Raw genomic sequence first — 26,692 nt, 5'->3', positions numbered from 1 at the left:
CCGGGGCGCCTCAGAGAAGCCGCTGACGCGAAGTCCAGGCGGTTTGGCACGCGCATCGTTTGCGCGAGCCCCGGGATCCGGGTCTCCGGTTCCGGCCATTGCCGGGATGTCTGAATGGGCCGCGCGGCGGGCAACAAAAAACCCTCCGGAGCGGCAGGCTCGGGAGGGTCCGTGAGAAGTGGAGTGTCGATCTTGCGGTCAGGCAAGATCGCTCCCATGAGCCGGGCATGCGCAATCGATTGGCCGCAGGCCATTCGACAGTCGCGCAAATCTTTCGTAGCTGTGCTTCATCACTGGGTTCACTGTTTTCGCGAACGGAAGTGATCGCGAGGGCGCGGGACATACGCCCGCAACTTGCGGGCGTCAAGCGGCGCGCGTGAGAAATTGGAAATGACGGACGCACGACGTGCCAACCTATCTCGGTCTCGATGGATTTCGCTTCGGTTGGGTCGCGGCCTGGATCGATGAGCGCGGCGATCACGGCTTCGATTATTCACCGGGCCTGACGCGCCTGCTCGCGATGCCGCATGCGCGTGCGATGATCGACATGCCGATCGGGTTGAATCCGAGCGGCTATCGCGCTTGCGATCTGCGTGCACGCGAATTGATCGGGCCTGCCGTATTTCTCGGCGCGCGCCGCGACCTCTGGACGTTTCCGGATATGGCGGCGGCCAATCGCCATTATTGGGCGCATGAGGGCGAGGGCAGGGGCGTGTCCGCGCAGCTCTGGAACATCAGAGACAAGATTAGGGACGTCGACGCGATCATGACGCCGGCGCGTCAAGCCAGCATCGGCGAAGCCCATCCGGAATTGATTTTCTGGAATCTGGCAGGACGAGTCCATCTTGCGAAGAAGACATCGGCGCAAGGCCGCGAACAGCGCATCGCGCTCCTGGAGCAGCGCGGATTCACGCGCCTGCCGAAATGGTTGACGCTTCGCTACCGCACCGGTATCGGCCGCGATGATCTCATCGATGCCTGCGCCTGCGCGGTCGCGGCGCGCGATAGCACGCAACGTGTCGGCGACGACGAGATCGATCCGCGGGGGCTGAGAATGGAGATCAACTATTGAGGCCTCCGTGGCCCTCGCGATCGCTTCCGTCTCCCGCGTGGCAGCGACGGGCATGGCTCTGCTTCACATCAACGCCATCGTCGTCCAGTCTTGCTGCTCTCTCCTCGTACTCCTCGGCCATTGACTGCAACCGCCGCGCGGCGGCGTTATGCGCGAGTTCGCCGGCGACACGGCGACACCGCTCAGCATGGTCGAGCAGGGCGCGCTTCTCGATGCTCATCCGGCGATAACGCTTGGAAGCCTCAATGGTCCCTGCGCGGGCGGTTGGAACAGTGCGATGGCCTTGTCTCGGGGAGTGGGAAAAAGCGGCAATATTTTCAAGCGGGCGAGGAACATGGTCCTTGAACGGTCGTTGGCCAATGACTGTTGAGGGACAAAACACCATGTACGACGTCTGCCAATTGGCGACCGCGATGCTGGCGATTGCCTTTACGGCTCTGCTGTTGATCACGGGTCAACGGTTCATCGAGTACCGACTGCAACACGACGCAATGACTCCGGTCGTGGCGATGGCAACGCTGCCGCCATAAGCGAGGGCTCGCAGGGACCTCGCAGGGACGAATAGTGACTTGCGCCGCACGGCGTCCTGCCTAGATTGAGCACGCCTCAGTCCATGCATCAAAGGTCCCGATGTCCGCTCTATCTGCTTTTCCCATCACCAAACGTTGGCCGGCGAAACATCCCGAACTGCTTCAGCTCTATTCGCTGCCGACGCCGAACGGCGTCAAGGTCTCGATCATGCTGAAGGAGATCGGATTGCCCTACGAAGTCCATCTTGTCGATTTCGGCAAGGACGACCAGAAGACGACCGAATTCCTCTCGCTCAATCCGAACGGCAAGATCCCGGCGATTCTCGATCCCAACGGCCCCGGCGGCAGGCCGCTGCCGCTGTTCGAGTCCGGCGCGATCCTGCAATACCTCGCTGAGAAGACCGGCAAGCTTCTGCCGGAAGACGCCGCACGCCGCTACCAGACCATCCAGTGGGTGCATTTCCAGATGGGCGGCATCGGGCCGATGTTCGGCCAGGTCGGCTTCTTCCACAAATTCGCCGGCAAGGAGTTCGAGGACAAGCGGCCGCTCGAACGCTACGTGGACGAGTCCAAGCGCCTGCTCGGCGTGATGGAGACGCATCTCGCCGGTCGGCAATGGTTCATGGATGACGACTTCACGATCGCCGACATCTCCATGCTCGGCTGGGTGCGCAATCTCATCGGCTTCTACGGCGCCGGCGATCTCGTCGCATTCAGCCAGTTCAAGTCGGTCGGTGCCTGGCTCGAACGGGGCCTTGCGCGTCCGGCGGTGCAGCGAGGGCTGAATATTCCGAAGCGGCCGTGAGGCTAGAACAGCGCCTTGTAACTCATGTAGAGCGCCATCAATGCGACGAAGCCGATCATCATCCGGCGCAGCAGCGATTTGCTGACGCCATTGGCCGCGCGTGCGCCGAGATCGGTGCCGATCCAGAGTCCGGCCAAAATGCCGATGATGGCGGGCCAGCCGACCATCAAGCCCTTGCTCCAGTAGATCCAGGCGGCCGGAATGTTGGTCGGGATCACCGAGAAGATGAGGCTGACGAGTTGCGCCTGATGCTGCGGGACGCGAAGACCCGCGGCGAGGCCGACGGTGATCGCGAGGCCTCCGCCGATGCCCATGAAGCCGGACGAAAATCCGGCAAGCATGCCGATCAGAAGCAGGGGTAGCCAGGGCAGATCATTGCGGTCGCCGGCCTCGTTGCTCGCGTCCTTCCGCTCGCGGCGCAGGATCAGCAGAGCGATCAGCGCGACGAGGTACACGACATAAGTCCATTGCAGGACCGAGTCGGAGACCGCGGCCGCGGCGTAACCGCCGCCGGCGCCACCGATCAGGAATCCGAGGCCGATCCAGCCGATCCATGGCAACCGGCTGCGCTTGCCGCTCTGCCAGTAGCGGCGCACGCCCGCAAGGCCCGTCGGAGGCACCTGCGCGATCAGCGACGTGCCCTGCGCGACGTGCTGCTCGGCGCCGAGCAGCAGGACGGAGAAGATCACGAGGCCGCCACCCGGGCTCACGCCCATGAAGCCCGATGTCAGCCCGCCGACGAGGCCGACACCGGCGCCAGCGAGGAGGTCGTTAATCCAGGACATCGCTCACGTCCTGGTTCGTCGCTTCATATCAGACTTGGTCGCGCGAAAGCCCTCGATCACGCCGGTCACGGCTGCCATGCAGGCCTCGACGTCAACATCCTCGCCCCAGCACTTTTGCAGCACAAAACCCTGGAAGATCGCGATCAGCACGCGCGCGATCGCGTCCGCACTGAGGTCGCGCTTGATGAGGCCGGCATGCTGGCCACGCTCGATGAGTGCGACGATCAGCGCGCGAGGCATGTCGATGCCCTCGACGACGCTGGTACGGACGCGGCGGTTGCGCAGCGCCTCGGCCCAGCCATGGATGCCGACGCGACGCCGCGCTTCGCCGGTGGGATCGGTGAGCCATTGCGCATAGACGCGGACCAGCGCGTGAAGTCCTTCGATCGGATCGCCCGATCCTTGCGCGACCGAGTTGAGCACGGCTTCGCGGCGGTGCCGGTCATCGGCGAGCGCTTCGATCAGATCGTCCTTGCTCTGGAAGTAGAGATAGACCGCGCCATGGCTCAGTCCGGATCGCTTGACGATGTCGGCCATGCCGGTCTGGTGAAAACCGTCTTCAGCGAAGCAGGCGAGGGCAGCTTCGAGGATCTGCTGGCGCCGGCCTTCGCGTTGCTTGTCGCTGATCTTGGGCATTTGGTGGTCCCTTAAATAGCTGACCGATCGATCGTTTTAGTAATCGGCCAATGAAAGCCAAGACAAGCCGATCCAAATAAAAAATGACTAGTCAGTCATTTTTATTGCCAAAAGATGTTTCGGTCAAGTCCGGACCTCCCGACGCCGTGAAAAAGCGGATTGAGTCGTTGCGGGACGCCGACAGAGGCGGCGGCCCGGTCCTTGATCGTGTGCCGCTAGAACAGCCGTCCGCCGTTCGGCACGGGCTTGCTTGGCTGCACCAGTACGACCTTGCCGGCAGCATCGGGGAAACCGAGTGTCAGCACCTCGGATACGACCGGGCCGATCTGGCGCGGCGGGAAATTGACGACGGCCGCGACCTGCAGCCCGACCAGCGACTCGATCGGATGATTTTCGGTGATCTGCGCCGAGCTCTTGCGGACGCCGATCACAGGACCGAAGTCGATCCATAGCCGCCAGGCCGGTTTGCGCGCCTCCGGGAACGGCTTGGCGTCGACGATGGTGCCGACGCGGATATCGACCGCAAGAAAGCTGTTGAAGTCGATGGTCGGCGAGGCGGCGGCCGCGGGATCGTGGGTGACGTGCATGATCTATCCGTTCGGGAAGTGGCGTCGTTCGCAATATTGTCGCGCGAACCGGAGTTTCGTACAACGCGGCGGTCACGATACGACGCATGCGCGAGGAACGACTTGCCCAACATCATCTACGGTATCAAGAACTGCGACACCATGAAAAAGGCGCGCACCTGGCTCGACAGCCATGGCGTGCCTTACGAGTTTCACGACTACAAGACGGCGGGAGTCGAGAAGGACAAGCTCAAGCAGTGGAGTGACAAGGTCGGCTGGGAGACGTTGCTCAATCGCGCCGGCACGACCTTCAAGAAGCTCTCCGATTCCGACAAGGAAGGCCTCGGTGAGAAGAAGGCGCTGGCGTTGATGCTAGCGCAACCATCAATGATCAAGCGGCCGGTGCTGGAAATCGGCGGCAAGCTGCTGGTCGGCTTCAAGCCCGACATTTATACCAAGGAAATCGCGGCCAAGAACGTTGGAGCAAAGGCGCGCTAGCTTAGCTCGATGATCTCGGCGGTGATGCTTGGCCCGGGCTGATCGGCGAGCTCGACCACATCGGCCGCTGCGATGCGGCCGGGCGCACGATGAAAGAGGTCGCGGTCAATTACGGCCCGCAGCCTCGGACGCGGCGGCGCGTCATTTCCGCGCATCAGATTCTTGATCTCGAAGCCGCCGTCTTCGCAGAAGGTCTTCACCGACGCGATGACGTGGCTGACCTTGTCCTCGGTCAGGAACGGCAGCAGCAGCCGTTCATAGGCGACGATGCGACCGTAGATGTCATCGATGTCGGCAACGCTATAGATCGGAAGCGCGCGCGCGACGCATTCGTGATAGATCGGCATCACGAAGGGCGCGAGCCGCGGTCCGACATAGTCGTGCAGCAGGGTGCCCTTGCCGGTATTTCCATAAGCGCGCGAGATGCGCGTGCCTTCGCTCTGGATGGTCAGGTGCGGCGTCGGCGTCGAATTGTCCACCGTGTAATAGATGAGATCGGACAGCTCTTCCTCGAGTCGCGCAGGCTGGTACTCCCAGATCGCCGGTGCGACCTGCTGGCGCGCATAAAGTCGCAGCCACGTGTTCAGGAGATCACGCTGCCTGATCGACTTGACGACGGAGGGCGCGGTGCTTGCGAAATCCAAAACAATATTCCCGGCATGTCAAAACCCGCACATGATCCTCGCCGCGGGAAAATTTTCTATGAAGGCTGGCGCGGGAGACGAAAGACCGTTAACGACGGCTTGATGACCGGTGCTTCGCGAACCGGGAGGCCGGGCAGGCACGACATCAAAGCATCTCCGACTAAGGGAGCATTTGTATCCCAGCCGGAGGCCTGATCTGCTCAGCTTTCCGCCTTGCCTAACCCCCGTCACCTCCGGCATATTCCGCGCCGGGAGGCGGCGTTCCGAATGGGCTCCAAGGCCTCCGGAAAGCCGAAGTCAACAAGGACAGCCACGCGCGGCACGCGCGGGCAGGGGGAAATCTGTTTGGCCGATGAGTTCATTCTCGAAACGGAAGGCTTGACCAAGGAGTTCGCGGGCTTCTTCGCCGTCCGCGACGTTGCGCTCAAGGTTCGCCGTGGGAGCATTCATGCGTTGATCGGGCCGAACGGCGCCGGCAAGACGACGTGCTTCAATCTTTTGACCAAGTTCCTTAAACCGTCTGCCGGAAAGATCCTGTACAAGGGGCAGGACATCACTGCGATGGCGCCGGCGGATGTGGCCCGTATGGGCCTGGTTCGCTCCTTCCAGATTTCGGCCGTGTTTCCGCATCTCACGGCGCTGGAAAACGTCCGCGTCGCACTTCAGCGCCAGCACGGCTCTTCGTTCGACTTCTGGCGTTCCAAGTCCGTGCTCAACCGCTTCAACGATCGCGCGCGCGAGCTGTTGAACGATGTCGGCCTCAGCGAGTTTGCCAATACGCCCGCGGTCGAGATGCCCTACGGGCGCAAGCGCGCACTAGAGATCGCAACCACGCTCGCGCTCGACCCCGAGATGATGCTGCTGGACGAGCCGATGGCCGGCATGGGTCACGAGGACATCGACAAGATCGCGGCGCTGATCAAGCGCATCTCCGCGAAATATACCATTCTGATGGTCGAGCATAATTTGAGCGTCGTGGCCAATCTCTCCGACATCATCACCGTGCTGACGCGCGGGCAGGTGCTCGCGCAAGGCCATTACTCCGAGCTCACCAAGGACGAGCGCGTCAAGGAAGCCTATCTGGGAGCCGGTCATGCCTGACACTGCGATCGCCGAGGCTCCGGCAAAGGCTGCGACCGGCGGAAACATCCTTCAAGTCCGCAACCTCGAAGCCTGGTACGGCGAGTCTCACATCCTGCACGGGATCAACTTCGACGTGAGTGCGGGCGAGGTCGTCACCCTGCTCGGGCGCAACGGCGCCGGCAAGACGACCACGTTGAAGTCGATCATGGGCATCATCGGCAAGCGCTCGGGCTCGGTGAAGTTCAACAACCAGGACATCATCCGCGCGACCTCCGACAAGATCGCGCGCATGGGCATCGCGTTCTGCCCCGAGGAGCGGGGCATGTTCTCCAGCCTCGACGTGCGGGAGAATCTGATGCTGCCGCCGGTGGTCCGCGAAGGCGGGCTGCCGCTCGATCAGATCTTCGACCTGTTCCCGAACCTGAAGGAGCGGCTCAACAGCCAGGGCACCAAGCTGTCGGGCGGCGAGCAGCAAGATGCTCGCGATCGCGCGCATCCTGCGCACCGGCGCGAGCTTCCTGATGCTGGACGAGCCGACCGAGGGCCTTGCGCCCGTCATCATCCAGCAGATCGGCCACACCATTGCACGGCTCAAGAAGGAGGGCTTCACCATCCTCCTGGTCGAGCAGAACTTCCGTTTCGCATCGACCGTCGCCGACCGCTATTACGTGGTCGAGCACGGCAAGATCATTGACGGTTTTTCCAACGCCGAGCTTGCCGCCAACATGGACAAGCTCCACACCTATCTCGGCGTCTAGAACTGCCAAAGAAGTTAGAACCAACGAGAATACTTAGAGAGGGAAGCCGCATGAACACCCGGTCGATCGCTTCATTTTTGCTCGGCACCGCGCTGGCACTTGCCGCGACAAGCGGCGCGATAGCGCAGGACAAGACCATCAAGATCGGCGTGCTCACCGACAACTCCGGGCTCTACGCCGACCTTGGAGGTCCCGGCTCGACGCTGGCCGCGCAGATGGCGATCGAGGATTCCGGGCTTGCAGCCAAGGGTTGGAAGGTCGATCTCATCTCCGCCGACCATCAGAACAAGCCCGACATTGGCACCGCGATCGCGCGGCAGTGGATCGATGTCGAGAAGGTCGACGTCTTCATGGACGTGCTGAACTCCGGCGTGGCGCTGGCGGTGAACAATGTCGTCAGGGAAAAGAATTCGATTCTGATCGACACGGGTGCGGCGACGTCCGATCTGACAAACGCGCAATGTTCGCCGAACACGATCCACTGGGTCTACGACACCTACATGCTGGCCAACAGCACGGGACAGGCGCTGGTGAAGGCCGGCGGCGACACCTGGTACTTTCTGACCGCCGACTACGCCTTTGGTCACGCGCTCGAGCGCGACACCGCTGCGGTGGTGGTCAAATCAGGCGGCAAGGTGATCGGGAGCGTCAAGCATCCGCTCAATACCGCGGACTTCTCCTCGTTCCTCCTGCAGGCGCAGGCGTCGAAAGCGAAGATCATCGGTATGGCGAACGCCGGTGGCGACACCACCAACACGATCAAGCAGGCGGCGGAATTCGGCATCGTTGCAGGCGGCCAGAAGCTCGCCGGGCTTCTGCTGTTCATCACCGACGTCCATGCGCTCGGATTGAAAGTGGCGCAGGGGCTGAACTTCACCGAAACCTTCTATTGGGATTTGAACGACGGCACCCGGGCCTTCTCCAAGCGTTTCTCCGAAAAGATGAAGAACAAGGCGATGCCTTCGATGGTGCAGGCCGGCGTCTATTCGGGCCTGATCCATTATTTCAAGACGCTGGAAGCGTTGGGTGGCAATCCGCACGATGGCGCCAAGGTCGTCGCCAAGATGAAGGAAATTCCGACGGACGATCCACTGTTCGGCAAGGGCACGATCCGCGCGGACGGCCGCAAGCTCCATCCCGCCTATCTGTTCGAGGTCAAGAAGCCCGAGGAATCCGAAGGGGCCGTGGGACTACTACAAGCTGATCGGCACGACGGCGGCAGACCAGGCTTTCAGGCCGCTTTCGGAAAGCGCCTGTCCGCTGGTGAAGAAGTAGTACCGACAGCGTCCGCTGGCGGGCACCGTCGTCAACAAAACGGGACTGGGTACGAGATCGATCGATGCAGGCTCTATACGCTCAGCTACTGGTGGGACTGATCAACGGCTCGTTCTACGCGCTGCTCAGTCTCGGGCTTGCCGTGATCTTCGGCATGCTCAACATCATCAATTTCGCCCATGGTGCGCTCTACATGATGGGCGCGTTCGTCGCCTATTTCCTGTTGAGCCTCGGCGGCATCAACTATTGGTGGGCGTTGCTGCTCGCGCCCATCATCGTCGGCATCTTCGGCATGATCCTTGAGCGGACCATGCTGCAATGGCTGACCGGGCTCGATCATCTCTACGGCCTGCTCCTGACCTTCGGCATTGCGCTGATCGTGCAGGGCGTGTTCCAGAACTACTTCGGCTCCTCCGGTCTGCCTTATGCCATTCCGGACCAGCTCAGGGGCGGCATGAATCTCGGCTTCATGTTCTTACCCGTCTATCGCGGCTGGGTCGTCGTGTTCTCGCTGGCGGTGTGCCTTGCGACCTGGTTCCTGATCGAGAAGACCCAGCTCGGGGCATACCTGCGCGCCGCCACTGAAAACCCGACGCTGGTGCGCGCCTTCGGCATCAACGTACCGCGCATGATCACGCTGACTTACGGTCTCGGTGTCGGCCTTGCCGCGCTCGCGGGCGTGCTGTCGGCGCCGATCAACCAGGTGCGACCGCTGATGGGCGCGGACCTCATCATCGTCGTGTTCGCGGTGGTCGTGATCGGCGGCATGGGATCGATCATGGGCTCCATCATCACCGGCTTTGCGCTCGGCGTGATCGAGGGCCTGACCAAGTATTTCTACCCCGAGGCCTCCAACACCGTCGTGTTCGTGCTGATGGTGCTGGTGCTCTTGGTGAAGCCAACGGGATTGACGGGAAGGGCAGCCTGACATGACGACCCTGACGGACGACACGCTGCCGACAACCCCTCGCGCCATGCGCGACGAGATGATCGTGTTCGTGGTGATGGCCCTGCTGTTGGCGGCGGTGCCGTTCACGGGAGTCTATCCGTTCTTCGTGATGCAGGCGCTGTGCTTTGCGCTGCTCGCCTGCGCCTTCAATCTGCTGGTCGGCTATGGCGGGCTGCTGTCGTTCGGCCACGCCATGTTCCTGGGAACCGCGGGCTATTGTAGTGCGCATGCGCTGAAGGTGTGGGCGCTGCCGCCCGAGCTCGGCATTCTCGTCGGCATCGCCGCGGCGTTCGTGCTGTCGATCATCACGGGCTACATCTCGATCCGCCGCCAGGGCATCTATTTCTCGATGATCACCCTGGCGCTGTCGCAGCTCCTCTACTTCATCTACCTCCAGGCGCCGTTCACCCACGGCGAGGACGGCATCCAGGGCATCCCGCAAGGTCACATGTTCGGCGTGTTCGATCTGTCCAAGCCGACGGTGCTTTATTACGTCGTGCTGATCGGCTTCCTCGCCGGCTTCCTCTTGATCTTCCGCATCATCAACTCGCCATTCGGCGAGGTCCTGAAGTCGATCCGTGAGAACGAGCAGCGGGCGATCTCGCTCGGCTACCGCACCGACCAGTACAAGTTCCTGGCCTTCATCCTGTCGGGCACGCTGGCCGGCTTTGCCGGGGCGCTGAAAGTATTCGTGGCGCAGAACGCCTCGCTCACCGACGTGCACTGGTCGATGTCGGGCGAAGTCGTGCTGATGACGCTGGTCGGCGGTCTCGGAACCATTTTCGGTCCCGTGATCGGCGCCTTCGTGATCATCGCCATGCAGCAATATCTGGCGGGCTTCGGCCAGTGGGTGACGGTGATCCAGGGTGGGATCTTCGTGATCTGCGTGCTCACCTTCCGCCGCGGCGTCATCGGTGAAATCGCGCATTACTTCCGGCGATCGCTCTAAGTAGCTGATTTTAAATCGATTTACCAGTCGCTTGAAAGCGGTGGATGACCCGGCTCCGCGGGCGCGAGATGACACGCGCGTGGATCGAAAATGGTCTATGACAGTTTCATGACGGCCCCTCCCGGGCCGGGCCATTTCCAACCGGTAGCCTGTCCCCATGATGCGATGGTTTCGTGCTTTCCTGCCCAAGGAAGAACGGTTCTTCGACCTGTTCGACCGTCATGCCCAGACTGTGATCCAGGGCTCGATCGCGCTCCAGGGCATGCTCAACGGGGGCGAGGAGACGCCGGTCTATTGCCAGCGCGTCAATCAGTTCGAGAACGACGCCGACAACATCACCCGCGAGGTGCTGACGGCAGTGCGCCGTACCTTCATCACCCCGTTCGACCGCGGTGACATCAAGAACCTGATCACCTCGATGGATGACGCCATCGACCAGATGCAGCAGACGGCGAAGGCCGTGATGCTGTTCGAGGTCCGCGCCTTCGAGCCGCCGATGCGCGAGATCGGCGGGCTTCTGATCGAATGCGCCAATCTGGTGGGACGCGCGCTGCCGCTGATGCAGTCGATCGGCCCGAACGTCGCCATGCTGAGCGCGATCACGGAAGAGCTGGGCAAGCTGGAGGGCCGTGTCGACGATCTCCACGACATCGGGCTGAAGGAGCTGTTCCTCAAGCATCGCAACGGCAACGCGATGGACTTCATCGTCGGTGTCGAGATCTACGACCATCTCGAAAAGGTTGCCGACCGCTTTGATGACGTCGCCAACGAGATCAACAGCATCGTCATCGAGCAAGTGTAGCGCATGATGCGGAAAAGTGTGCAGCGGTTTTCCGCTCAAATCATGCGTAAGCTTTAAGGCAGGGGCCGCGCCGTGGATGCTGCGTTGGGTTTTCCCGTCCTGGTCGGCTTGATCGCCGTCGCGCTGCTGTTCGATTTCCTGAACGGCCTGCATGACGCCGCCAATTCGATCGCGACCATCGTCTCGACCCGCGTGCTGCGGCCCCAATTCGCGGTGTTCTGGGCCGCATTCTTCAATTTCGTCGCCTTCATGGTGTTCGGGCTGCACGTCGCCCAGACCATCGGCACCGGCATCATCGATCCCTCGATCGTCGACGCCCAGGTGATCTTCGCGGCCCTGGTCGGGGCCATCGTCTGGAACATCGTGACCTGGGCGCTCGGCATCCCGTCCTCGTCGTCGCATGCGCTGATCGGCGGCCTCGTCGGTGGCGGCATGGCCAAGGCGGGCATTTCGGCGGCGGTGTGGAGCGGGTTGTCCAAGACGGTGCTGGCGATCGTGCTGTCGCCGCTGGTCGGCTTCCTGCTCGCGATGATGCTGGTGGCGATCGTGTCCTGGGCCTCAGTGCGCTCGACACCGTTCGCGGTCGACCGCGCCTTCCGCATCCTGCAATTCGCCTCCGCCTCGCTCTATTCGCTCGGCCATGGCGGCAATGATGCCCAGAAGACCATGGGCATCATCGCGGTGCTGCTCTATTCGCAGGGCCATCTCGGCAGCGAATTCTCCGTACCGTTCTGGGTGGTGCTGTCCTGCCAGGCCGCGATGGCGCTGGGCACGCTGATGGGTGGTTGGCGCATCGTCCGCACCATGGGCCTGCGCATCACCAAATTGACCCCGATGCAGGGCTTTTGCGCCGAGACCGGCGGCGCTGCGACCCTGTTCATGGCGACCTTCCTCGGCGTTCCCGTCTCGACCACCCACACCATCACCGGCGCGATCGTCGGCGTCGGCGCGGCGCGCCGTGTCTCGGCGGTGCGCTGGAATGTCGCGAGCTCGATCGTCTATGCCTGGGTGATCACGATCCCGGCCGCGGCAATCGTGGCCGCGCTGAGCTGGTGGGCGGTCCAGATCGTCAAGTAACGAGCTTCAATCCGATAATTCCGGCGATGATCAAGGCGATGCTGGCGAGCCGGAAAGCTGTCGCGGGCTCACCGAACAGGATGATGCCCAGCGTCGCGGTGCCCGACCGCGCCGATTCCGGTCCAGACTGCGTAGGCGGTTCCGACGGGCAGTGATTTGAGAGCAACCCCGAGCAGGATGATGCTGCCGGCCATGGCCGCGAGCGTGACGACCGACGGAACAAACTTGCTAAAGCCCTCGGTATATTTCAGGCCGATCGCCCAGGTGATCTCGAGAAGACCGGCGACGAACAAGATGCTCCAGGCCATGACGACCCTCCGTGCAAGGCAGGGCCGTCCCCGCAGGCAATGACCTATGAAAGGGAGAGCCGTCCCTCCCAAAGGCCGATATGGGGCTGGCCGGAGGGCTCCGCAATCACCAAATGAGGCTTGATCAGGCCCATTTTCCCTGCCAAACGCTCCCGCCATGTCCGACATCGCCACCACCGCAGCCGAATTGCCGGCCCGTTCTCCGCTTGCCGCTGAAGTGTCGCGGCGGCGGACCTTTGCGATCATCTCCCACCCCGACGCCGGCAAGACCACGCTGACCGAGAAGCTGCTGCTGTTCGGCGGCGCCATTAACCTCGCCGGCCAGGTCAAGGCCAAGGGCGAGCGGCGCAACACGCGCTCGGACTGGATGAAGATCGAGCGCGAGCGCGGCATCTCGGTCGTGACCTCGGTGATGACCTTCGAGTTCGAAGGCCTCGTCTTCAACCTGCTGGACACGCCGGGCCACGAGGACTTTTCGGAAGACACCTATCGCACGCTGACGGCGGTCGATTCCGCCGTGATGGTGATCGACGCCGCCAAGGGCATCGAGGCGCGCACCCGGAAGCTGTTCGAGGTGTGTCGTCTTCGGGATATCCCGATCATCACCTTCATCAACAAGATGGACCGCGAGAGCCGCGACGTCTTCGAGCTGCTCGACGAGATCGAGAAGACGCTGGCGCTCGACACCACGCCGATGACCTGGCCGGTCGGCCGCGGCCGCGACTTCCTCGGAACCTATGACGTTGTCAATGGCGGCGTGCGCCTGCTCGAAGGCGGCGGCGCCAAGACCGGCGCAGCGCAGCAGATCGAGATCGAAGAACTCGCCAAGCTCAATGCGAACCTCGACGCGTCGGCGGTGAAGGACGAGCTCGAGCTCGTCACCGAAGCGTCAAAACCGTTCGAGCTCGAAGCATTCCGCGAGGGTCATTTGACGCCGGTGTATTTCGGCAGCGCGCTGCGCAATTTCGGCGTCGGCGACTTGCTGGAAGGCCTCGGCAAGTTCGCGCCCGAGCCGCGCGCGCAGGACAGCGACCAGCGCAAGGTCGAGGCCACCGATCCGCGCATGAGCGCCTTCGTGTTCAAGATCCAGGCCAACATGGATCCCAACCATCGCGACCGCATTGCGTTTGCGCGGCTCTGTTCGGGCAAGCTCAGCCGCGGCATGAAGGCGAAGCTGGTGCGCACCGGCAAGAGCATGCCGCTGTCGAGTCCGCAATTCTTCTTCGCGCAGGATCGTTCGGTCGCAGATGAGGCCTTTGCCGGCGACGTGGTCGGCATTCCCAATCACGGCACGCTGCGCATCGGCGACACGCTGACCGAGGGCGAGGATTTCAACTTCGTCGGCGTGCCGAGCTTTGCGCCGGAAATCGTCCGCCGCGTCCGTCTCACCGACGCGATGAAAGCGAAGAAGCTGAAGGAAGCGCTCCAGCAGATGTCGGAGGAGGGCGTGGTCCAGGTGTTCCGTCCGCGCGACGGCGCGCCCGCGCTGGTCGGCGTCGTCGGCGCGCTCCAGCTCGACGTGCTGAAGGCCCGGCTCGAGGCCGAATATTCGCTGCCGGTCGAGTTCGAGGTGAGCGAGTTCCAGCTCGCGCGCTGGGTCTCCTCGGAGGATCGCAAGAAGCTCGACACCTTCATCGCCGCCAACACCTCGAGCATCGCCGACGATGTCGACGGCGATCCCGTGTATCTGGCGCGAAACGAGTTCTATCTCGGCTACACCAGGGAACGCGCCGAGGGCATCGAGTTCACCAACGTCAAGGACGTCAAGAAGAAGGGGTAGGATGGCCGCGCGCCCGGCTGCCGCAGCCACACCCTCCGCTACGCAGCCACACCCTCCACTGTCATGCCCCGGCTTGACCGGGGCATCCAGTACGCCGCGGCCTCTCGATTTAATCACATCCGTCTCGGAGTACTGGGTCGCCCGGTCCCGGCTCCGCCAAGGCTTCGCCGGGCTTTCGGTGTTGGGCCGGCGTAGCTTTAGCGAAGACGGCAAGCCGGGCGACGACACCGCGTTCGAACGCGCGCATGTGAACACAAGGTAGGCTTGAAGCCGCTCCAAGATCTCCCAACATGATTGCGGTCGCTCATCGCGGTGCTTCTCAATGCTGCGCGCAATCTTGGTTCTGTTGCTGACCTTCTTGGCCGTGGGCGCCGCCGACGCGCGGCCCCGCCAGATCAACCCGATCCCGTTTTCGCACGAGCCGTGCAGCGTGCTGGACGGCCGGCCATGCACGCCATCCTATTGCAGCCCGCTCGAGCCCGGCCCCTGCATTCCCGAGATCGATTACCCCTACGGCCAGAACCTCCAGCTCACGATCGAGAGCGTGCCGTCCGAGCCGGACCGCGCCAAATACCGGAAGCCTGATCACGATCTCGACACGATCGGCGATCTCTTTGCCGAGCTGCGCAGCTGCTGGTCGCCGCCCTCGGACAATGCGCGCGCCGGCATGCAGATGTCGGTGCGCTTCAGCTTCAACAAGGCCGGTGGCCTGATCGGCCCGCCGCGCCTCACATACGCGACCGCGGGCGTGCCGGCCGGCACCCGCACGACCTATCTCAATGCCATCAACGCATCGCTGCAGGCATGTCTGCCGCTGAAATTCACTGGCGGACTCGGCGGCGCGTTGGCCGGACGGCCAATCGCGATCCGGTACGTCGACAATCGGCAGATCGGTAAGTAGCGCATAAGTTGCGAACGGCGGCCAATCGATGGTACCTCAGAGGCGGGGGCTGCTTTAGGGGAGGATGTCGTGGGTCTTGTGGTCATGATCCTGGGGCTGGTGCTGTTTTTTGCCGCCCATATTTTCACGACGAAACGAAAGGCACGCGCAGAGGCGATCGCACGACTAGGTGAGGGGACCTACAAGATCCTCTATTCGCTGGTTTCGCTCGCGGGGCTCGTGCTGATCATCTGGGGCTTTGCCCATTACCGCAGTTCCGGCTGGATCGACGTCTGGTATCCGCCGAAGGCGCTGAAGCACATCACGCTCGCCTTGATGCTGCCCGCCGTCATCCTGGTGGTCGCCTCGTACCTGCGCGGCCGCATCTATGCGACGCTGAAGCATCCGATGCTGGCCGGCATCAAGCTGTGGGCGGCGGCGCATCTGCTCGCCAATGGCGACCTCGGCTCCATCATCCTGTTCGGCTCGTTCCTGGGTTGGGCGGTGTATGATCGCATTACGCTGAAGCATCGCACCGACAGCGGTGGCCCGCCGATCCCGGTGGGCGGCGTCACCAACGATCTGATTGCGATCGCTGTCGGCGTCGTCGCCTACCTGGCGCTGGCGTTTGCGTTCCACCCCGTCGTGATCGGTGTTCCCGTGATCGGCGTCTAGCCGGTCAGCACAAGACGACACCCGGTGTCCATGCGCGGAAGATAACAAGAGCAACAAGCCGAGGACCCTTCGATGGACTGGTCGCAATCTCAGATCCCGCCGATGCGGTTCGAGGCGCGCTTTGGCGATCGAGTGGTGCCGGCATTTTGCGATCGGCCGTCGAGCCTATGGGCAATGATTGCGGAAGCCTGCGCGCGCAATGGCGATGGTGAGGCGCTGATTTGCGGCGGCGTCCGCCTCAGCTGGCGAGAAGCCATCGAGCAGGCCGCGCGGATTGCGACCGGTCTTCGCAAGCTCGGCCTGCAACGCGGCGACCGCATCGCCATCCTGCTTGGCAATCGCATCGAGTTTCCGCTGCTGCTGTTCGCCGCCGCACATGAGGGGCTGGTCACAGTGCTGCTCAGCACGCGCCAGCAGAAGCCGGAGATCGCCTATGTGCTCACGGATTGCGGCGCCAAGATCCTGATCCATGAGGCCGCGCTCGCCGAGCGACTGCCCGATCCGGGCGATGTGCCCGCTGTGATCCACCGCATCGCCATCGACGACGATCCGGCCCGGTCGCGCTTCTCCGCTCTCGCCGACAACACGCCGGCGCCTGCGCCGGTCGAGGTCAATGAGGAGGACACCGCGATGATCCTCTACACCTCGGGCACGACGGGCAAGCCGAAGGGCGCAATGCTGGCCCATTGCAACATCATCCATTCTTCGATGGTGTTCGTGTCCTGCCTGCAATTGACGGAGAGAGACCGCTCGATCGCCGCGGTGCCGCTCGGCCATGTCACCGGCATCGTCGCCAACATCACGACCATGATCCGCTGCGCCGGTGCGCTGATCATCATGCCGGAGTTCAAGGCGGCCGATTATCTCAAGCTCGCCGCGCGCGAGCGCGTCACCTACACCGTGATGGTGCCGGCGATGTACAATCTCTGCCTGCTGCAGCCCGATTTCGACGGCTACGATCTGTCGAGCTGGCGCATCGGCGGCTTTGGCGGCGCGCCGATGCCGGTCGCGACCATCGAGAAGCTCAAGGCGAAGATCCCCGGCCTGAAGCTGATGAACTGCTATGGCGCGACCGAGACAACGTCGCCCTCGACCATCATGCCGGGCGAGCTGACGGAGAGCCATATCGACAGCGTCGGCCTGCCGTGCCCGGGCGCGCGCATCGTCGCGATGGGAACGAATGGGCGCGAGCTGCCGCATGGCGAGATCGGCGAGCTCTGGATCCAAGGCGCTTCCGTGATCAAGGGCTATTGGAACAACCCGAAGGCCACGGCCGAGAGCTTCACTGGCGGCTTCTGGCACTCCGGCGACCTCGGCTCGGTCGACGCCAAGGGATTTGTCCGGGTGTTCGACCGGCAGAAGGACATGATCAATCGCGGCGGGCTGAAGATCTATTCGGCCGAGGTCGAATCCGTGCTGGCCGGCCATCCCGCCGTGATCGAGAGCGCGATCATTGCCAAGGCCTGCCCGGTCCTGGGCGAGCGCGTCTACGCCGTGGTGGTGACGCGCAGCCCGGTCGCCAGCGAGGCCCTGCGGGCCTGGTGCGCGGAGCGGCTGTCCGACTACAAGGTCCCCGAAACCATGGCGATCACCGCCGAGCCATTGCCGCGGAACGCCAATGGCAAGGTGCTGAAGCGGCAGTTGCGGGAGCTGCTCGGAAGCTGAGCCGGGCAGGCGGCTCCGGGCTCTCCCGGGTGGTTAACGCCTTGATCGGGCTCGCTTTGCCTTGCCACCGCCATATCGTTAGGGTACCTCGCCGCCACGAGGGACGGGATTCCTGACGCGAACGCTTTGGCGCGCGCACCCGGACGGGCATGGGATTAGCTTAAGTGTCTGAATTATTTGACGAAGTCGACGAGGAAGTACGTCGCGAACAGCTCAAGAAGCTGTGGGACAAGTATTCGATCTACTTCATCGCCCTGATGGTGCTGATCGTGGCCGCCGTCGGCGGCTGGCGCGGCTACCAATATCTCGAGTTCGAAGAAGGCCGCCGAGGCCGGCGCGGCCTTCGAGAAGGCCGTCGAGCTGTCCGAGCAGGACAAGCACGCGGACGCCGAGAAGGCCTTCACCGAGCTCGCCGCCAAGGCCCCGTCCGGCTATCGCACCCTGGCGCGGTTGCGCGCTGCGGGCGAGGCCGCCAGCCGCGATCCCAAGGCCGCCGCGAAGATGTACGACGACATTGCCGCCGATCGCAGCGTGGGTGGCGAGTGGCAGGATCTGGCCAAGATCCGGGCCGCCGGCTTGCTGCTCGACAGCGCCAGCTATGCCGACATGCAGCAGCGGCTGGAAGCCTCCGCCGCGCCGAAATCGACGTTCCGCCACAGCGCCCGCGAGATGCTGGCGCTGTCGGCATGGCGCAACAACGACATGACCGCGGCCCGCAAATGGCTCGACGCGATTACCGAAGACGGTGAAACGCCGCCCAGCCTGCGCTCGCGCGCCGAGGCGCTGCAGGCTCTGCTGCCGCCCGTCGCCAAAAGCTGACGACGGCCCTCTGACGCAAACGAGACACAAGATGCGCCGCACGCCACGTTTGATCGCAGCCACCGTCCTGATCGCCTTCACGGGCCTGTTGGGCGGCTGCTCCAGCGGCGGATTCGATCCGAGCGACATGCTCGACTTCCTCGACACCAAGAAGAAGCTGCCGGGTGACCGCAAGCCGGTGTTCCCGGAGGGCGTGCCGGGCCTCGAGCAGGGCGTGCCGAAGGAGATGTACAAGGGCGCGCAGCAGCAGCCGGACCCGAACGCACCTGCCGTCGCGGCTCTGCCTGCAGAGCCACCGCCCGAGCCGGCCAAGCCTGCGAAGGGGGCCAAGGCGACGAAGTCCCGACAGCCAGCCGCCACGGCGGCCGCGCCCGCAGCCGGCGAGGTCGATGGCGAGGCCCAGCCGGAGGCTGCGCCACCCACGGCCGCTCCGCCGCCCAAGCACAAGATTGTCCGCAAGCGCACCACCGCGCCGCCGCCGGATCAGCCTGTCCAGCAGGCGCAACCGACCCAGACCACGCAGCAGCAATCGCAAGGCGCTTTCCCGGCGCCGCTGCCGAGCGGCAGCTTCTCGCGCTGATATTCTTCATTGCATTGACAGGCGCAGCCCCGGCAGCGCACGAATGACCGATGTCCTTCACGATCGCCATCATCGGCCGGCCCAATGTCGGCAAATCGACGCTGTTCAACCGCCTGGTCGGACAGAAGCTCGCGCTCGTCGATGACCTGCCGGGTGTCACCCGCGACCGCCGCGAGGGTGAGGCCAAGCTCGGCGACCTCCAGTTCATCATCATCGACACCGCCGGCCTCGACGAGGGTGCCAAGGGCTCGCTGACCGCGCGCATGCAGGAGCAGACCGAGACCGCGATTGCGCAGGCCGACGCGCTGTTCTTCGTCATCGATGCCCGCATCGGCCTCACGCCCACCGATCGCGCCTTCGCCGATTTCGCCCGCAAGGCCAACAAGCCGGTGCTGCTGGTCGCCAACAAGAGCGAAGGCAAGCATGGCGATGCCGGTGCGATGGAGGCCTTTGCGCTCGGCCTCGGCGATCCCATCCAGATCTCGGCCGAGCATGGCGAGGGCATGGGCGAGCTTTACGATGCGCTCAGCCAGCTGATGCCGGAGCCCGTCGACGAGGACGAGGCTGAGGACGACGCGCCGCTCTCGGAGGAAGAGGCGGCGACGCGCCCGATCCGGGTCGCCATCGTCGGTCGGCCCAATGCCGGCAAGTCGACGTTGATCAACCACCTGCTCGGCGAGGAGCGCCTGCTGACGAGCCCGGAAGCCGGCACCACGCGGGATTCCATCGCGGTCGAGATCAATTGGAAGGGCCGCGATTTCCGGGTGTTCGACACCGCAGGTCTGCGCCGGCGCTCCCGCATCGAGGAGAAGCTGGAAAAGCTCTCGGTCGCCGACGCGCTGCGTGCGGTGCGCTTTGCCGAAGTCGTCGTGCTGATGATGGATACGCAGAACCGCTTCGAGGAGCAGGATCTGCGCATCGCCGATCTGATCGAGCGTGAGGGCCGGGCTGTCGTGCTCGCCGTCAATAAATGGGACCTGATGGAGACCAAGGGCGGTGGCGCGATCTCGAGCCTGCGCCGCGATGCCGACCATTGGCTGCCACAGCTCAAGGGCGTGCCAATCGTCGCCGTCTCCGGCCTGATGGGCGAGGGCATCGACCGCCTGATGCAGGCGATCCAGGATGCCTACGCGATCTGGAACCGGCGCGTGCCGACGTCGGCGCTCAATCGCTGGTTCGAGCAGGCGATCCAGGCCAATCCGCCGCCCGCGGTGTCCGGCCGCAGGCTGAAGCTGAACTACATCACCCAGAACAAGGCGCGCCCGCCGAGCTTCGTGCTGTTCTGCTCGCGTGCCGATGCGGTGCCGCAGTCCTATCTGCGCTACCTGACCAATTCCATGCGCGAGACTTTCGAGCTGCCGGGTACGCCGGTGCGCATCACCTTGCGCGAAAAGGCCAATCCCTTCGCGCACAAGCGCAAGCGGCCGTCGTGAGCGACGGGGCCGGCGAGGCGATGGCGCAAGGCGCGGCGCCGGTCCGGCGCGGCGCGGTCGCCTTCATCTTCGTCACCATCCTGCTCGACATGCTCGCGCTCGGCGTGATCATGCCGATCCTGCCGAAGCTGATCGAGAGCTTCGTCGATAACGACACCGCGCACGCGGCCCGCATCTTCGGCCTGTTCGGCACCGCCTGGGCGCTGATGCAGTTCGTGTTCTCGCCGCTGCTCGGCGCGCTGTCGGATCGTTTCGGGCGCAGGCCGGTGGTGCTGCTGTCGAATTTCGGGCTCGCGGCTGACTACGTGCTGATGGCGCTGGCGCCGTCGCTGGTGTGGCTGTTCATCGGCCGCGTGATCTCCGGCATCACCTCGGCGAGCATCTCGACCGCGTTCGCCTATATCTCGGATGTCACGCCGCCGGAACGGCGTGCGGCAATCTTCGGCAGGATTGGTGCGGCCTTCGGTGCCGGCTTCATCCTGGGCCCGGCGCTGGGCGGCCTGCTCGGCGACATCGATCCGCGCCTGCCGTTCTGGGCCTCGGCCGCCCTAAGCTTGGCCAATGCGCTCTATGGGCTCTTCGTCCTGCCGGAATCGCTTTCGCCCGACAAGCGCGCGCCGTTCCGCTGGAGAAGTGCCAATCCGATCGGCGCGCTGCGCCTGCTGCGGTCCAATGAGGTGCTGGCCGCCTTGTCGGTGGTCAATTTCATCGCGCAGGTCGCGCATGTCGTGCTGCCATCGACCTTCGTGCTCTATGCGACCTATCGCTACGGTTGGGATTCCAAGACCGTGGGCCTGACCCTCGCCATGGTCGGCATCTGCGCCATGGTGGTGCAAGGGCTCGCCATCGGCCCGATCGTGCGCGCGCTCGGCGAGCGGAACGCGCTGCTGCTGGGCTTGTGCTGTGGCGCGATCGGCTTCGTGGTCTTGGGCGCTGCGCCGACCGGTCCGCTATCCTGGCTCGGCATTCCCATTTTGTCGCTATGGGGCATCTCCGGTGCCGCCTCGCAATCGCTGATGACGCGGCTGGTCGCACCCGATCAGCAGGGCCAGTTGCAGGGCGCGACCGCAAGCGTGCAGAGCGTGTCGCAGCTCGTCGGCCCGTTCCTGTTCACGCTGACCTTTTCCTATTTCATCGGCGCCAGCGCCCCGCTGCATCTGCCCGGCGCGCCGTTCCTGCTTGCGGCGGTGCTGATGGTGGTGTGCGTGGCGATCGCGATGCGGTCGCTGGCGGCGGCGAAGATGGTCTCGTAGGGTGGGCAAAGCGGAGCGTGCCCACCGCATCTCAATGTCGCGGAGAGATGGTGGGCACGGCGCTTAGGCGCCTTTGCCCACCCTACGGGATCTCGCTTACTTCTTCACCAGCGGGCAATCGCTGTCCTTGAGCGGCTTGGCCGCGTCTTCCGGTGCGATGGTGGCGACCAGCTTGTGATAGTCCCACGGTCCCTTCGACTCTTCCGGCTTCTTCACCTCGAACAGATAGGCCGGGATGAGGCGGCGGCCATCGGCGCGCAGTGGGCCCTTGCCGAACAGCGGGTCGTCGGTCGGCAGCTCCTTCATCTTGGCAACGACCTTGGCGCCGTCATGTGGATTGCCGCCGAGCGCGTCCATCGCCTTCAGGTAATGCAGGATCTCGGCATAGAGGCCCGCGACCGTCATCGAGGGCATCGATCCCTTCGGCGAGACCTTCTGGAAGCGCTTCGACCATTCGCGCGTCTTGTCGTTGAGATCCCAATAGAAGGAACTCGGTGAAGGTCAGGCCCTGCGCGGTCTTCAGGCCGAGCGAGTGCACGTCGTTGATGAACAGCAGCAGCGCCGCGAGCTTCTGGCCGCCGGAGACGATGCCGAACTCGGCGGCCTGCTTGATCGCGTTCGTGGTGTCACCGCCGGCATTGGCAAGGCCGATGATCTTGGCCTTGGAGGACTGCGCCTGGAGCAGGAACGAGGAGAAGTCGGCCGTGTTGAGCGGGTGCTTGACGCCACCGAGCACCTTGCCGCCGGTGGCCGTGACCACGGCGCTGGTATCGCGCTCCAGCGCGTGGCCGAAGGCATAGTCCGCGGTCAGGAAGAACCAGCTGTCGCCGCCCGCCTTGGTCAGCGCCTTGCCGGTGCCGTTGGCGAGCATGTAGGTGTCGTAGGTGAAGGAGACGGTGTTGGGCGTGCAGGCCTTGCCGGTGAGATCGGCGGTGGCAGCGCCCGAATTGAGCAGCACCGAGTTCTTTTCCCTGACGAGGTTGCTCACTGCGAGTGCCACGCCTGAGCTCGGAGTATCCGCGATGGCGTCGACCTTGTCGGCGTCGATCCATTGCCGGGCAATGTTGACGCCGATGTCGGGCTTGTTCTGGTGGTCACCGGAGAGGACCTCGATGGTCCAGCCCTTGGCCTTCAATCCGGAATCCTCGACTGCCATCTTCACCGCGGCGACCGAGTTCGGGCCGCCGATGTCGGCATAGAGGCTCGACATGTCGTTGAGCACGCCGATCTTGACGGTCTTGTCCTGCGCGTAGGCGGATGTGGCAAAACCGAAAGCGGCACAGGCCAGAAGGGCCGCGGAGCGGCGTGCGAATGTCGTGGTCATAAAAGGTTTCCTCCATTGTCAAATATGCGGACGGCTCTCTTGCGGAGCCTTGCTTCCGGCTGATGGCTCTAGCCTGTCCCACGGCCGGCGGCAATGCGCCTAAAGCCGGATGACGATGCGTCGTAGCGTCATCCATCGGTTAACTTTTGGGAAAAATGCGTTGAGACGCTATTTGAGCGCGTCCGATGTCAGCTTGAATTTCTGGATGCGCTTTCGATCTTGCCGATCCGGGCCACGAACTTGCCGTTTTGCGTGAACGTCAAGATTGCGTTGTCGGTCCGAGTCAATCAAGCCGGCGCGCGGAAGCTCATCAGGCTGCGCGTCTTGTAATCGTAGAACTTGCCGGTCTCGGTCCATTCGGGCGCGCACATCGGCACGATGAATTCGGCGACCTGCTCGGGCGTGTCGAGCGTCGCTGGATCCTCGCCCGGCATCAGGGTGGCGCGCATCCGGGTGCGGATCGGGCCGGGATTGAACAGATTGACGCGCAGCTTCGTGTTCGCGGTCTCCTGCGCCCAGGCGCGGGCCAGCGTTTCCAGCGCGGCCTTGGACGCCGCGTAGGGGCTGACATAGGCGGTGGCCTTGTTGGCGGCACCCGAAGTGATGAACACGGCACGGCCGGCATCGGACTGCTTCAGCAGTGGCTCCATGCAGCGGATCAGCTGGAAGTTCGCGGAGACGTTCAAGGCCATCACGTCGTTGAAGGCCTTCAGCTCGATATGGCCGATCGGCGAGGACGGGCCGAGCACGCCCGCATTGCCGATGAGAATGTCGAGCTTGCCGTAGCGCTCGTGCAGGCCGGCGCCCAGCCGCGCGATGCCGTCGGAATCGGTGAGGTTGAGCGGCACCAGGGTGGCGCTGCCGCCGTCTTTCCGGATCTCGTCGTCGAGCTCTTCCAGCCCGCCCTGCGTGCGCGCCACCGCAACGATATGCGCGCCGGCCTTGGCCAGCGCGCGTGCCGTGGCATAGCCGATGCCGCGCGAGGCGCCGGTGACGAGAGCGATGCGGTTGGCCAGGGGTTTTGTCATTAAAGCAGCTCTATCCAGCGTCGTCGCGGCCTAGCCGCGCAATTGCGCACGGGAGCCGGGACCCATACGCCGTGACGGCGATGATTGGATGAAGATGGCCACGGCCATCCTCTTCGAACAACGCAGATCCGTGGTTATGGGTCCTGGCTCCCATGCGCAACTGCGCACCAGGCCAGGACGACAGGATCAGCTCGCCTCCGCCAGCAGCGACAATTGCCGCGGCTGCGGCTCGGTCTGGCTCTGGTCGGTGAGGTGGGTCGGATAGGCCCCGGTGAAGCAGTGATCCGAGAATTTCGGATTGGCGGGATCGCGGCCGGGCTCGCCCATGGCGCGGTACATGCCGTCGATCGACAGGAACGCGAGCGAGTCGGCGCCGATGATCTCGCGCATCTCCTCCAGCGAATGCGTCGCGGCGAGCAGGCCGCCGCGGTCGGGCAGGTCGATGCCGTAATAGTCGGGATAGAGGATCGGGGCGAGGCGAGGCGGAAGTGCACTTCGGTTGCACCCGCATCGCGCATCATGCGCACGATCTTCTTCGAGGTGGTGCCGCGCACCAGCGAGTTGTCGATCAGGATGATGCGCTTGCCTTCGATCGCGGCGCGGTTGGCCGAGTGCTTCATGCGCACGCCGGATTCGCGGATCGCCTGCGTCGGCTGGATGAAGGTGCGGCCGACATAGTGGTTGCGGATGATGCCGAGCTCGAACGGCACGCCGGAGAACTGGCTGTAGCCGACCGCGGCGGGCACGCCGGAGTCCGGCACCGGCACCACGACGTCGACCGGCACGTGGCTCTCGCGCGCGAGCTGCGCGCCGAAATTCTTGCGCACCTCGTAGACCGAGCGGCCGTGGACGACGGAATCCGGACGGGAGAAGTAGATGTATTCGAAGATGCAGGGGCGCGGCGCCATCGGCGGGAACGGCTTGTGGATGTCCTGGCCGTTCTCGTCGAACACGATGACTTCGCCCGGCTCGATGTCGCGCACGAAGCGCGCGCCGATGATGTCGAGGGCGCAGGTCTCCGAGGTCAGGATCGGGCAGCCGTCGAGCTCGCCGAGCACGAGCGGACGGATGCCGCGCGGATCGCGCGCGCCGACCAGCTTCTTGTTGGTCAGCGAGACCAGCGCATAGGCGCCCTCGATCTCACGCAGCGCGTCGACATAGCGCTCGATGAAGCGGCTGCGCTTGGAGCGCGCGACCAGGTGCAGGATCACCTCGGTGTCGGTGGTCGACTGCATCATTGCACCGCTCTTCACCAGCTCGCGGCGCAACGTCAGGCCATTGGTGAGGTTGCCGTTATGGGCGACCGCGAGGCCGCCGGCATTCAGCTCGGCGAACAGCGGCTGCACGTTGCGCAGGATGGTGGCGCCAGTGGTGGAGTAGCGGACATGGCCGACCGCCATGTTGCCGGGCAGGCGGTCGATCACCTCGTGGCGGGAGAAGGTGTCGCCGACGAGGCCGAGGCGGCGTTCTGAGTGAAAGCGGTTGCCGTCGTAGGAGACGATGCCGGCGGCTTCCTGGCCGCGGTGCTGAAGGGCGTGGAGACCGAGCGCGGTGATGGCGGCGGCATCTGGATGGCCATAGATGCCGAAGACGCCGCATTCCTCGCGGAGCGTATCCCCTCCAGATCGTCCTGGACCTCCAGAGCGGCCGGGCCCAAACCGGCCGTTGGATCGAGATCAAGCTGGGCGTCCTGGTCAGGGTGTCGCATCTCGTCCGCGCCTTTCTCTAGGGCCAATCAACGCGCTGCAGGTTTCTCGATCAGCTTTTTCAGGCTGTCACGAGCGGGTTTACTGTATCCGTCGCCACTGCCCGAAGGCTGCTGCTCGGATTCAGCTTGATCATCATCTGGTTTGTTTTTCTTGAATCTCTTCAAGATGGTGTTCTCGGGGTCGTCGGGCAAGAGGGCCATCAGCCAATCCCCGGTTCCCTGGAGCACCACGCGGGATTTCGCCCCGGTGACCCAGTCTGGACGCTGCTTGTCCGGAACCAGCCAGGTGAAGAACAGGAAGGCGACCACGACGATCAAAAGCCCGCGAGCAAGGCCAAACAGGAAGCCGAGGGTGCGGTCCAGCGCGCCGATGCGCGAATCCAGGATCATGTCGGAGATCCGCACCGTGATCACGGAGACCACGATCAGGGTGCCCACGAACACGCCGGCGACCACGACCACGCTCGCGACCGTGTCGTTGTTGAAATAGGCCTTGGCGGTCGGCAGCAGCTTCGAGAAGGAATACAGCGTCACGATCGCGGCTGCGCCCCAGGCGGCGATCGACAGGATTTCGCGCATGAAGCCGCGGACCATCGCGAGCAGGCCCGAGATCAGCATCACACCGAGCAGGATCAGGTCGAGGAGTGTAACTGGCATCGGCTGGTCTGGTCCGCTCGTACTCTCAAAGGTGCTCAGCGAATCGGTGTTCGGCCGCTGCCCTAGAAGAGGGGCAGACGGCGTTCCCGGCAAGGCCGCAACCACGCAATCCCGTGCTGCTTTTGTGACGGCTGTATAGCGGCGGGGGCCTCC

At 63.9% G+C, this 26,692-nt stretch carries 23 protein-coding genes and 6 pseudogenes; 20 read left to right on the top strand and 9 right to left on the bottom strand.

Annotated elements, in window-relative coordinates; genetic code table 11:
* Window positions 1–406: 406 nt before the first annotated feature.
* From ACSKB8_RS34420 to ACSKB8_RS34405, 4 genes are all read left to right on the top strand, one after another.
* The gene (locus ACSKB8_RS34420; protein WP_438108915.1) at window positions 407–1,072 is read left to right on the top strand and encodes a DUF429 domain-containing protein; all 666 of its coding nucleotides are present in this window, start codon (window positions 407–409) and stop codon (window positions 1,070–1,072) included.
* Between the two features lie 148 nt (window positions 1,073–1,220).
* A complete protein-coding gene (locus tag ACSKB8_RS34415) occupies window positions 1,221–1,442 on the top strand; it encodes a hypothetical protein (protein WP_438108913.1) in 222 nt (73 codons plus the stop codon).
* Window positions 1,443–1,455: 13 nt separating this feature from the next.
* On the top strand, window positions 1,456–1,602 hold the full coding sequence (locus tag ACSKB8_RS34410; protein WP_176945957.1) for a hypothetical protein: 147 nt from the start codon (window positions 1,456–1,458) through the stop codon (window positions 1,600–1,602).
* 100 nt (window positions 1,603–1,702) lie between these two features.
* Entirely contained in the window at window positions 1,703–2,407 is a 705-nt protein-coding gene (locus ACSKB8_RS34405; RefSeq protein WP_438108911.1) for a glutathione S-transferase family protein, read from the top strand.
* Between the two features lie 2 nt (window positions 2,408–2,409).
* Here the strand turns inward: ACSKB8_RS34405 and ACSKB8_RS34400 are convergent, their stop codons facing one another.
* The 3 genes from ACSKB8_RS34400 to ACSKB8_RS34390 all read right to left on the bottom strand — a co-directional run bounded on the left by ACSKB8_RS34400 (window position 2,410) and on the right by ACSKB8_RS34390 (window position 4,415).
* Window positions 2,410–3,192 (bottom strand): sulfite exporter TauE/SafE family protein, encoded by a 783-nt coding sequence (locus ACSKB8_RS34400; protein WP_438108909.1) that lies wholly within the window; start codon window positions 3,190–3,192, stop codon window positions 2,410–2,412.
* A gap of 3 nt (window positions 3,193–3,195) precedes the next feature.
* Window positions 3,196–3,828 carry a TetR/AcrR family transcriptional regulator gene (locus tag ACSKB8_RS34395; protein ID WP_438108907.1) on the bottom strand — a complete coding sequence of 211 codons (633 nt, stop codon included), beginning with the start codon at window positions 3,826–3,828 and terminating at the stop codon, window positions 3,196–3,198.
* Window positions 3,829–4,043: 215 nt separating this feature from the next.
* The gene (locus ACSKB8_RS34390) at window positions 4,044–4,415 is read right to left on the bottom strand and encodes a tRNA-binding protein (protein ID WP_438108906.1); all 372 of its coding nucleotides are present in this window, start codon (window positions 4,413–4,415) and stop codon (window positions 4,044–4,046) included.
* 102 nt (window positions 4,416–4,517) lie between these two features.
* Between ACSKB8_RS34390 and ACSKB8_RS34385 the strand changes: the two genes are divergently transcribed.
* Window positions 4,518–4,892 (top strand): ArsC family reductase, encoded by a 375-nt coding sequence (locus ACSKB8_RS34385; protein WP_438108905.1) that lies wholly within the window; start codon window positions 4,518–4,520, stop codon window positions 4,890–4,892.
* Here the strand turns inward: ACSKB8_RS34385 and ACSKB8_RS34380 are convergent.
* Entirely contained in the window at window positions 4,889–5,536 is a 648-nt protein-coding gene (locus ACSKB8_RS34380) for a hypothetical protein (protein ID WP_438108903.1), read from the bottom strand. The genes ACSKB8_RS34385 and ACSKB8_RS34380 overlap by 4 nt on opposite strands.
* Before the next feature lie 345 nt (window positions 5,537–5,881).
* Between ACSKB8_RS34380 and ACSKB8_RS34375 the strand changes: the two genes are divergently transcribed.
* The 7 genes and pseudogenes from ACSKB8_RS34375 (at window position 5,882) to ACSKB8_RS34345 (ending at window position 12,429) form a co-directional block, all read left to right on the top strand.
* Window positions 5,882–6,637: an ABC transporter ATP-binding protein gene (locus tag ACSKB8_RS34375; protein ID WP_008551999.1), complete on the top strand. Its 756-nt coding sequence runs from the start codon at window positions 5,882–5,884 to the stop codon at window positions 6,635–6,637.
* A pseudogene (locus ACSKB8_RS34370) lies at window positions 6,630–7,377 on the top strand (ABC transporter ATP-binding protein). Before ACSKB8_RS34375 ends, ACSKB8_RS34370 begins: the two are co-directional and overlap by 8 nt.
* 50 nt (window positions 7,378–7,427) lie before the next feature.
* A pseudogene (locus ACSKB8_RS34365) lies at window positions 7,428–8,652 on the top strand (ABC transporter substrate-binding protein).
* A gap of 64 nt (window positions 8,653–8,716) precedes the next feature.
* The gene (locus ACSKB8_RS34360) at window positions 8,717–9,580 is read left to right on the top strand and encodes a branched-chain amino acid ABC transporter permease (protein ID WP_370986880.1); all 864 of its coding nucleotides are present in this window, start codon (window positions 8,717–8,719) and stop codon (window positions 9,578–9,580) included.
* Window position 9,581: 1 nt separating this feature from the next.
* On the top strand, window positions 9,582–10,550 hold the full coding sequence (locus tag ACSKB8_RS34355) for a branched-chain amino acid ABC transporter permease (RefSeq protein ID WP_438108901.1): 969 nt from the start codon (window positions 9,582–9,584) through the stop codon (window positions 10,548–10,550).
* 157 nt (window positions 10,551–10,707) lie between these two features.
* Window positions 10,708–11,352: a DUF47 domain-containing protein gene (locus ACSKB8_RS34350; RefSeq protein ID WP_091894987.1), complete on the top strand. Its 645-nt coding sequence runs from the start codon at window positions 10,708–10,710 to the stop codon at window positions 11,350–11,352.
* Window positions 11,353–11,424: 72 nt separating this feature from the next.
* On the top strand, window positions 11,425–12,429 hold the full coding sequence (locus tag ACSKB8_RS34345; protein WP_370986882.1) for an inorganic phosphate transporter: 1,005 nt from the start codon (window positions 11,425–11,427) through the stop codon (window positions 12,427–12,429).
* Here ACSKB8_RS34345 and sugE read toward each other — a convergent pair.
* Window positions 12,422–12,737, bottom strand: a pseudogene (sugE, locus tag ACSKB8_RS34340) (quaternary ammonium compound efflux SMR transporter SugE). The gene ACSKB8_RS34345 and the pseudogene sugE sit on opposite strands and share 8 nt — an antisense overlap.
* A 157-nt stretch (window positions 12,738–12,894) precedes the next feature.
* On the opposite strand from sugE, the gene ACSKB8_RS34335 reads away from it, so the two are divergent.
* The 8 genes and pseudogenes from ACSKB8_RS34335 to ACSKB8_RS34300 all read left to right on the top strand — a co-directional run bounded on the left by ACSKB8_RS34335 (window position 12,895) and on the right by ACSKB8_RS34300 (window position 21,822).
* Window positions 12,895–14,517, top strand: a complete 1,623-nt coding sequence (locus tag ACSKB8_RS34335) for a peptide chain release factor 3 (RefSeq protein WP_438108898.1) — start codon at window positions 12,895–12,897, stop codon at window positions 14,515–14,517.
* 322 nt (window positions 14,518–14,839) lie between these two features.
* On the top strand, window positions 14,840–15,418 hold the full coding sequence (locus ACSKB8_RS34330) for a hypothetical protein (protein ID WP_438108897.1): 579 nt from the start codon (window positions 14,840–14,842) through the stop codon (window positions 15,416–15,418).
* Window positions 15,419–15,487: 69 nt separating this feature from the next.
* Window positions 15,488–16,072, top strand: a complete 585-nt coding sequence (locus ACSKB8_RS34325) for an NnrU family protein (RefSeq protein WP_438108895.1) — start codon at window positions 15,488–15,490, stop codon at window positions 16,070–16,072.
* A 72-nt stretch (window positions 16,073–16,144) separates the two neighbouring features.
* On the top strand, window positions 16,145–17,737 hold the full coding sequence (locus ACSKB8_RS34320) for a class I adenylate-forming enzyme family protein (RefSeq protein WP_438108893.1): 1,593 nt from the start codon (window positions 16,145–16,147) through the stop codon (window positions 17,735–17,737).
* Between the two features lie 164 nt (window positions 17,738–17,901).
* Window positions 17,902–18,556: pseudogene (locus ACSKB8_RS34315) on the top strand (tetratricopeptide repeat protein).
* A 31-nt stretch (window positions 18,557–18,587) separates the two neighbouring features.
* Window positions 18,588–19,136, top strand: coding sequence for a hypothetical protein (locus ACSKB8_RS34310; RefSeq protein ID WP_438108891.1), 549 nt, complete (start codon window positions 18,588–18,590; stop codon window positions 19,134–19,136).
* 50 nt (window positions 19,137–19,186) lie between these two features.
* Window positions 19,187–20,569, top strand: coding sequence for a ribosome biogenesis GTPase Der (gene der, locus ACSKB8_RS34305; protein WP_438108889.1), 1,383 nt, complete (start codon window positions 19,187–19,189; stop codon window positions 20,567–20,569).
* Complete coding sequence (locus ACSKB8_RS34300) at window positions 20,566–21,822, top strand: TCR/Tet family MFS transporter (RefSeq protein WP_438108887.1); 1,257 nt, start codon at window positions 20,566–20,568, stop codon at window positions 21,820–21,822. Before der ends, ACSKB8_RS34300 begins: the two co-directional genes overlap by 4 nt.
* 96 nt (window positions 21,823–21,918) lie before the next feature.
* Here ACSKB8_RS34300 and ACSKB8_RS34295 read toward each other — a convergent pair.
* The 4 genes and pseudogenes from ACSKB8_RS34295 to ACSKB8_RS34280 form a co-directional block, all read right to left on the bottom strand.
* A pseudogene (locus ACSKB8_RS34295) lies at window positions 21,919–23,146 on the bottom strand (ABC transporter substrate-binding protein).
* A 287-nt stretch (window positions 23,147–23,433) separates the two neighbouring features.
* The gene (locus ACSKB8_RS34290; RefSeq protein ID WP_438108886.1) at window positions 23,434–24,174 is read right to left on the bottom strand and encodes an SDR family NAD(P)-dependent oxidoreductase; all 741 of its coding nucleotides are present in this window, start codon (window positions 24,172–24,174) and stop codon (window positions 23,434–23,436) included.
* Between the two features lie 186 nt (window positions 24,175–24,360).
* Window positions 24,361–25,882: pseudogene (gene purF / locus ACSKB8_RS34285) on the bottom strand (amidophosphoribosyltransferase).
* Between the two features lie 27 nt (window positions 25,883–25,909).
* On the bottom strand, window positions 25,910–26,539 hold the full coding sequence (locus tag ACSKB8_RS34280; RefSeq protein ID WP_091895012.1) for a CvpA family protein: 630 nt from the start codon (window positions 26,537–26,539) through the stop codon (window positions 25,910–25,912).
* Window positions 26,540–26,692 lie beyond the last annotated feature (153 nt).

It is taken from the genome of Bradyrhizobium sp. BR 1432 (genome assembly GCF_051547705.1).
Lineage (GTDB): Bacteria > Pseudomonadota > Alphaproteobacteria > Rhizobiales > Xanthobacteraceae > Bradyrhizobium > Bradyrhizobium zhanjiangense.
Note: the sequence above shows the minus strand (reverse complement) of the source record. Positions and strands in the feature narration are given on the sequence as shown.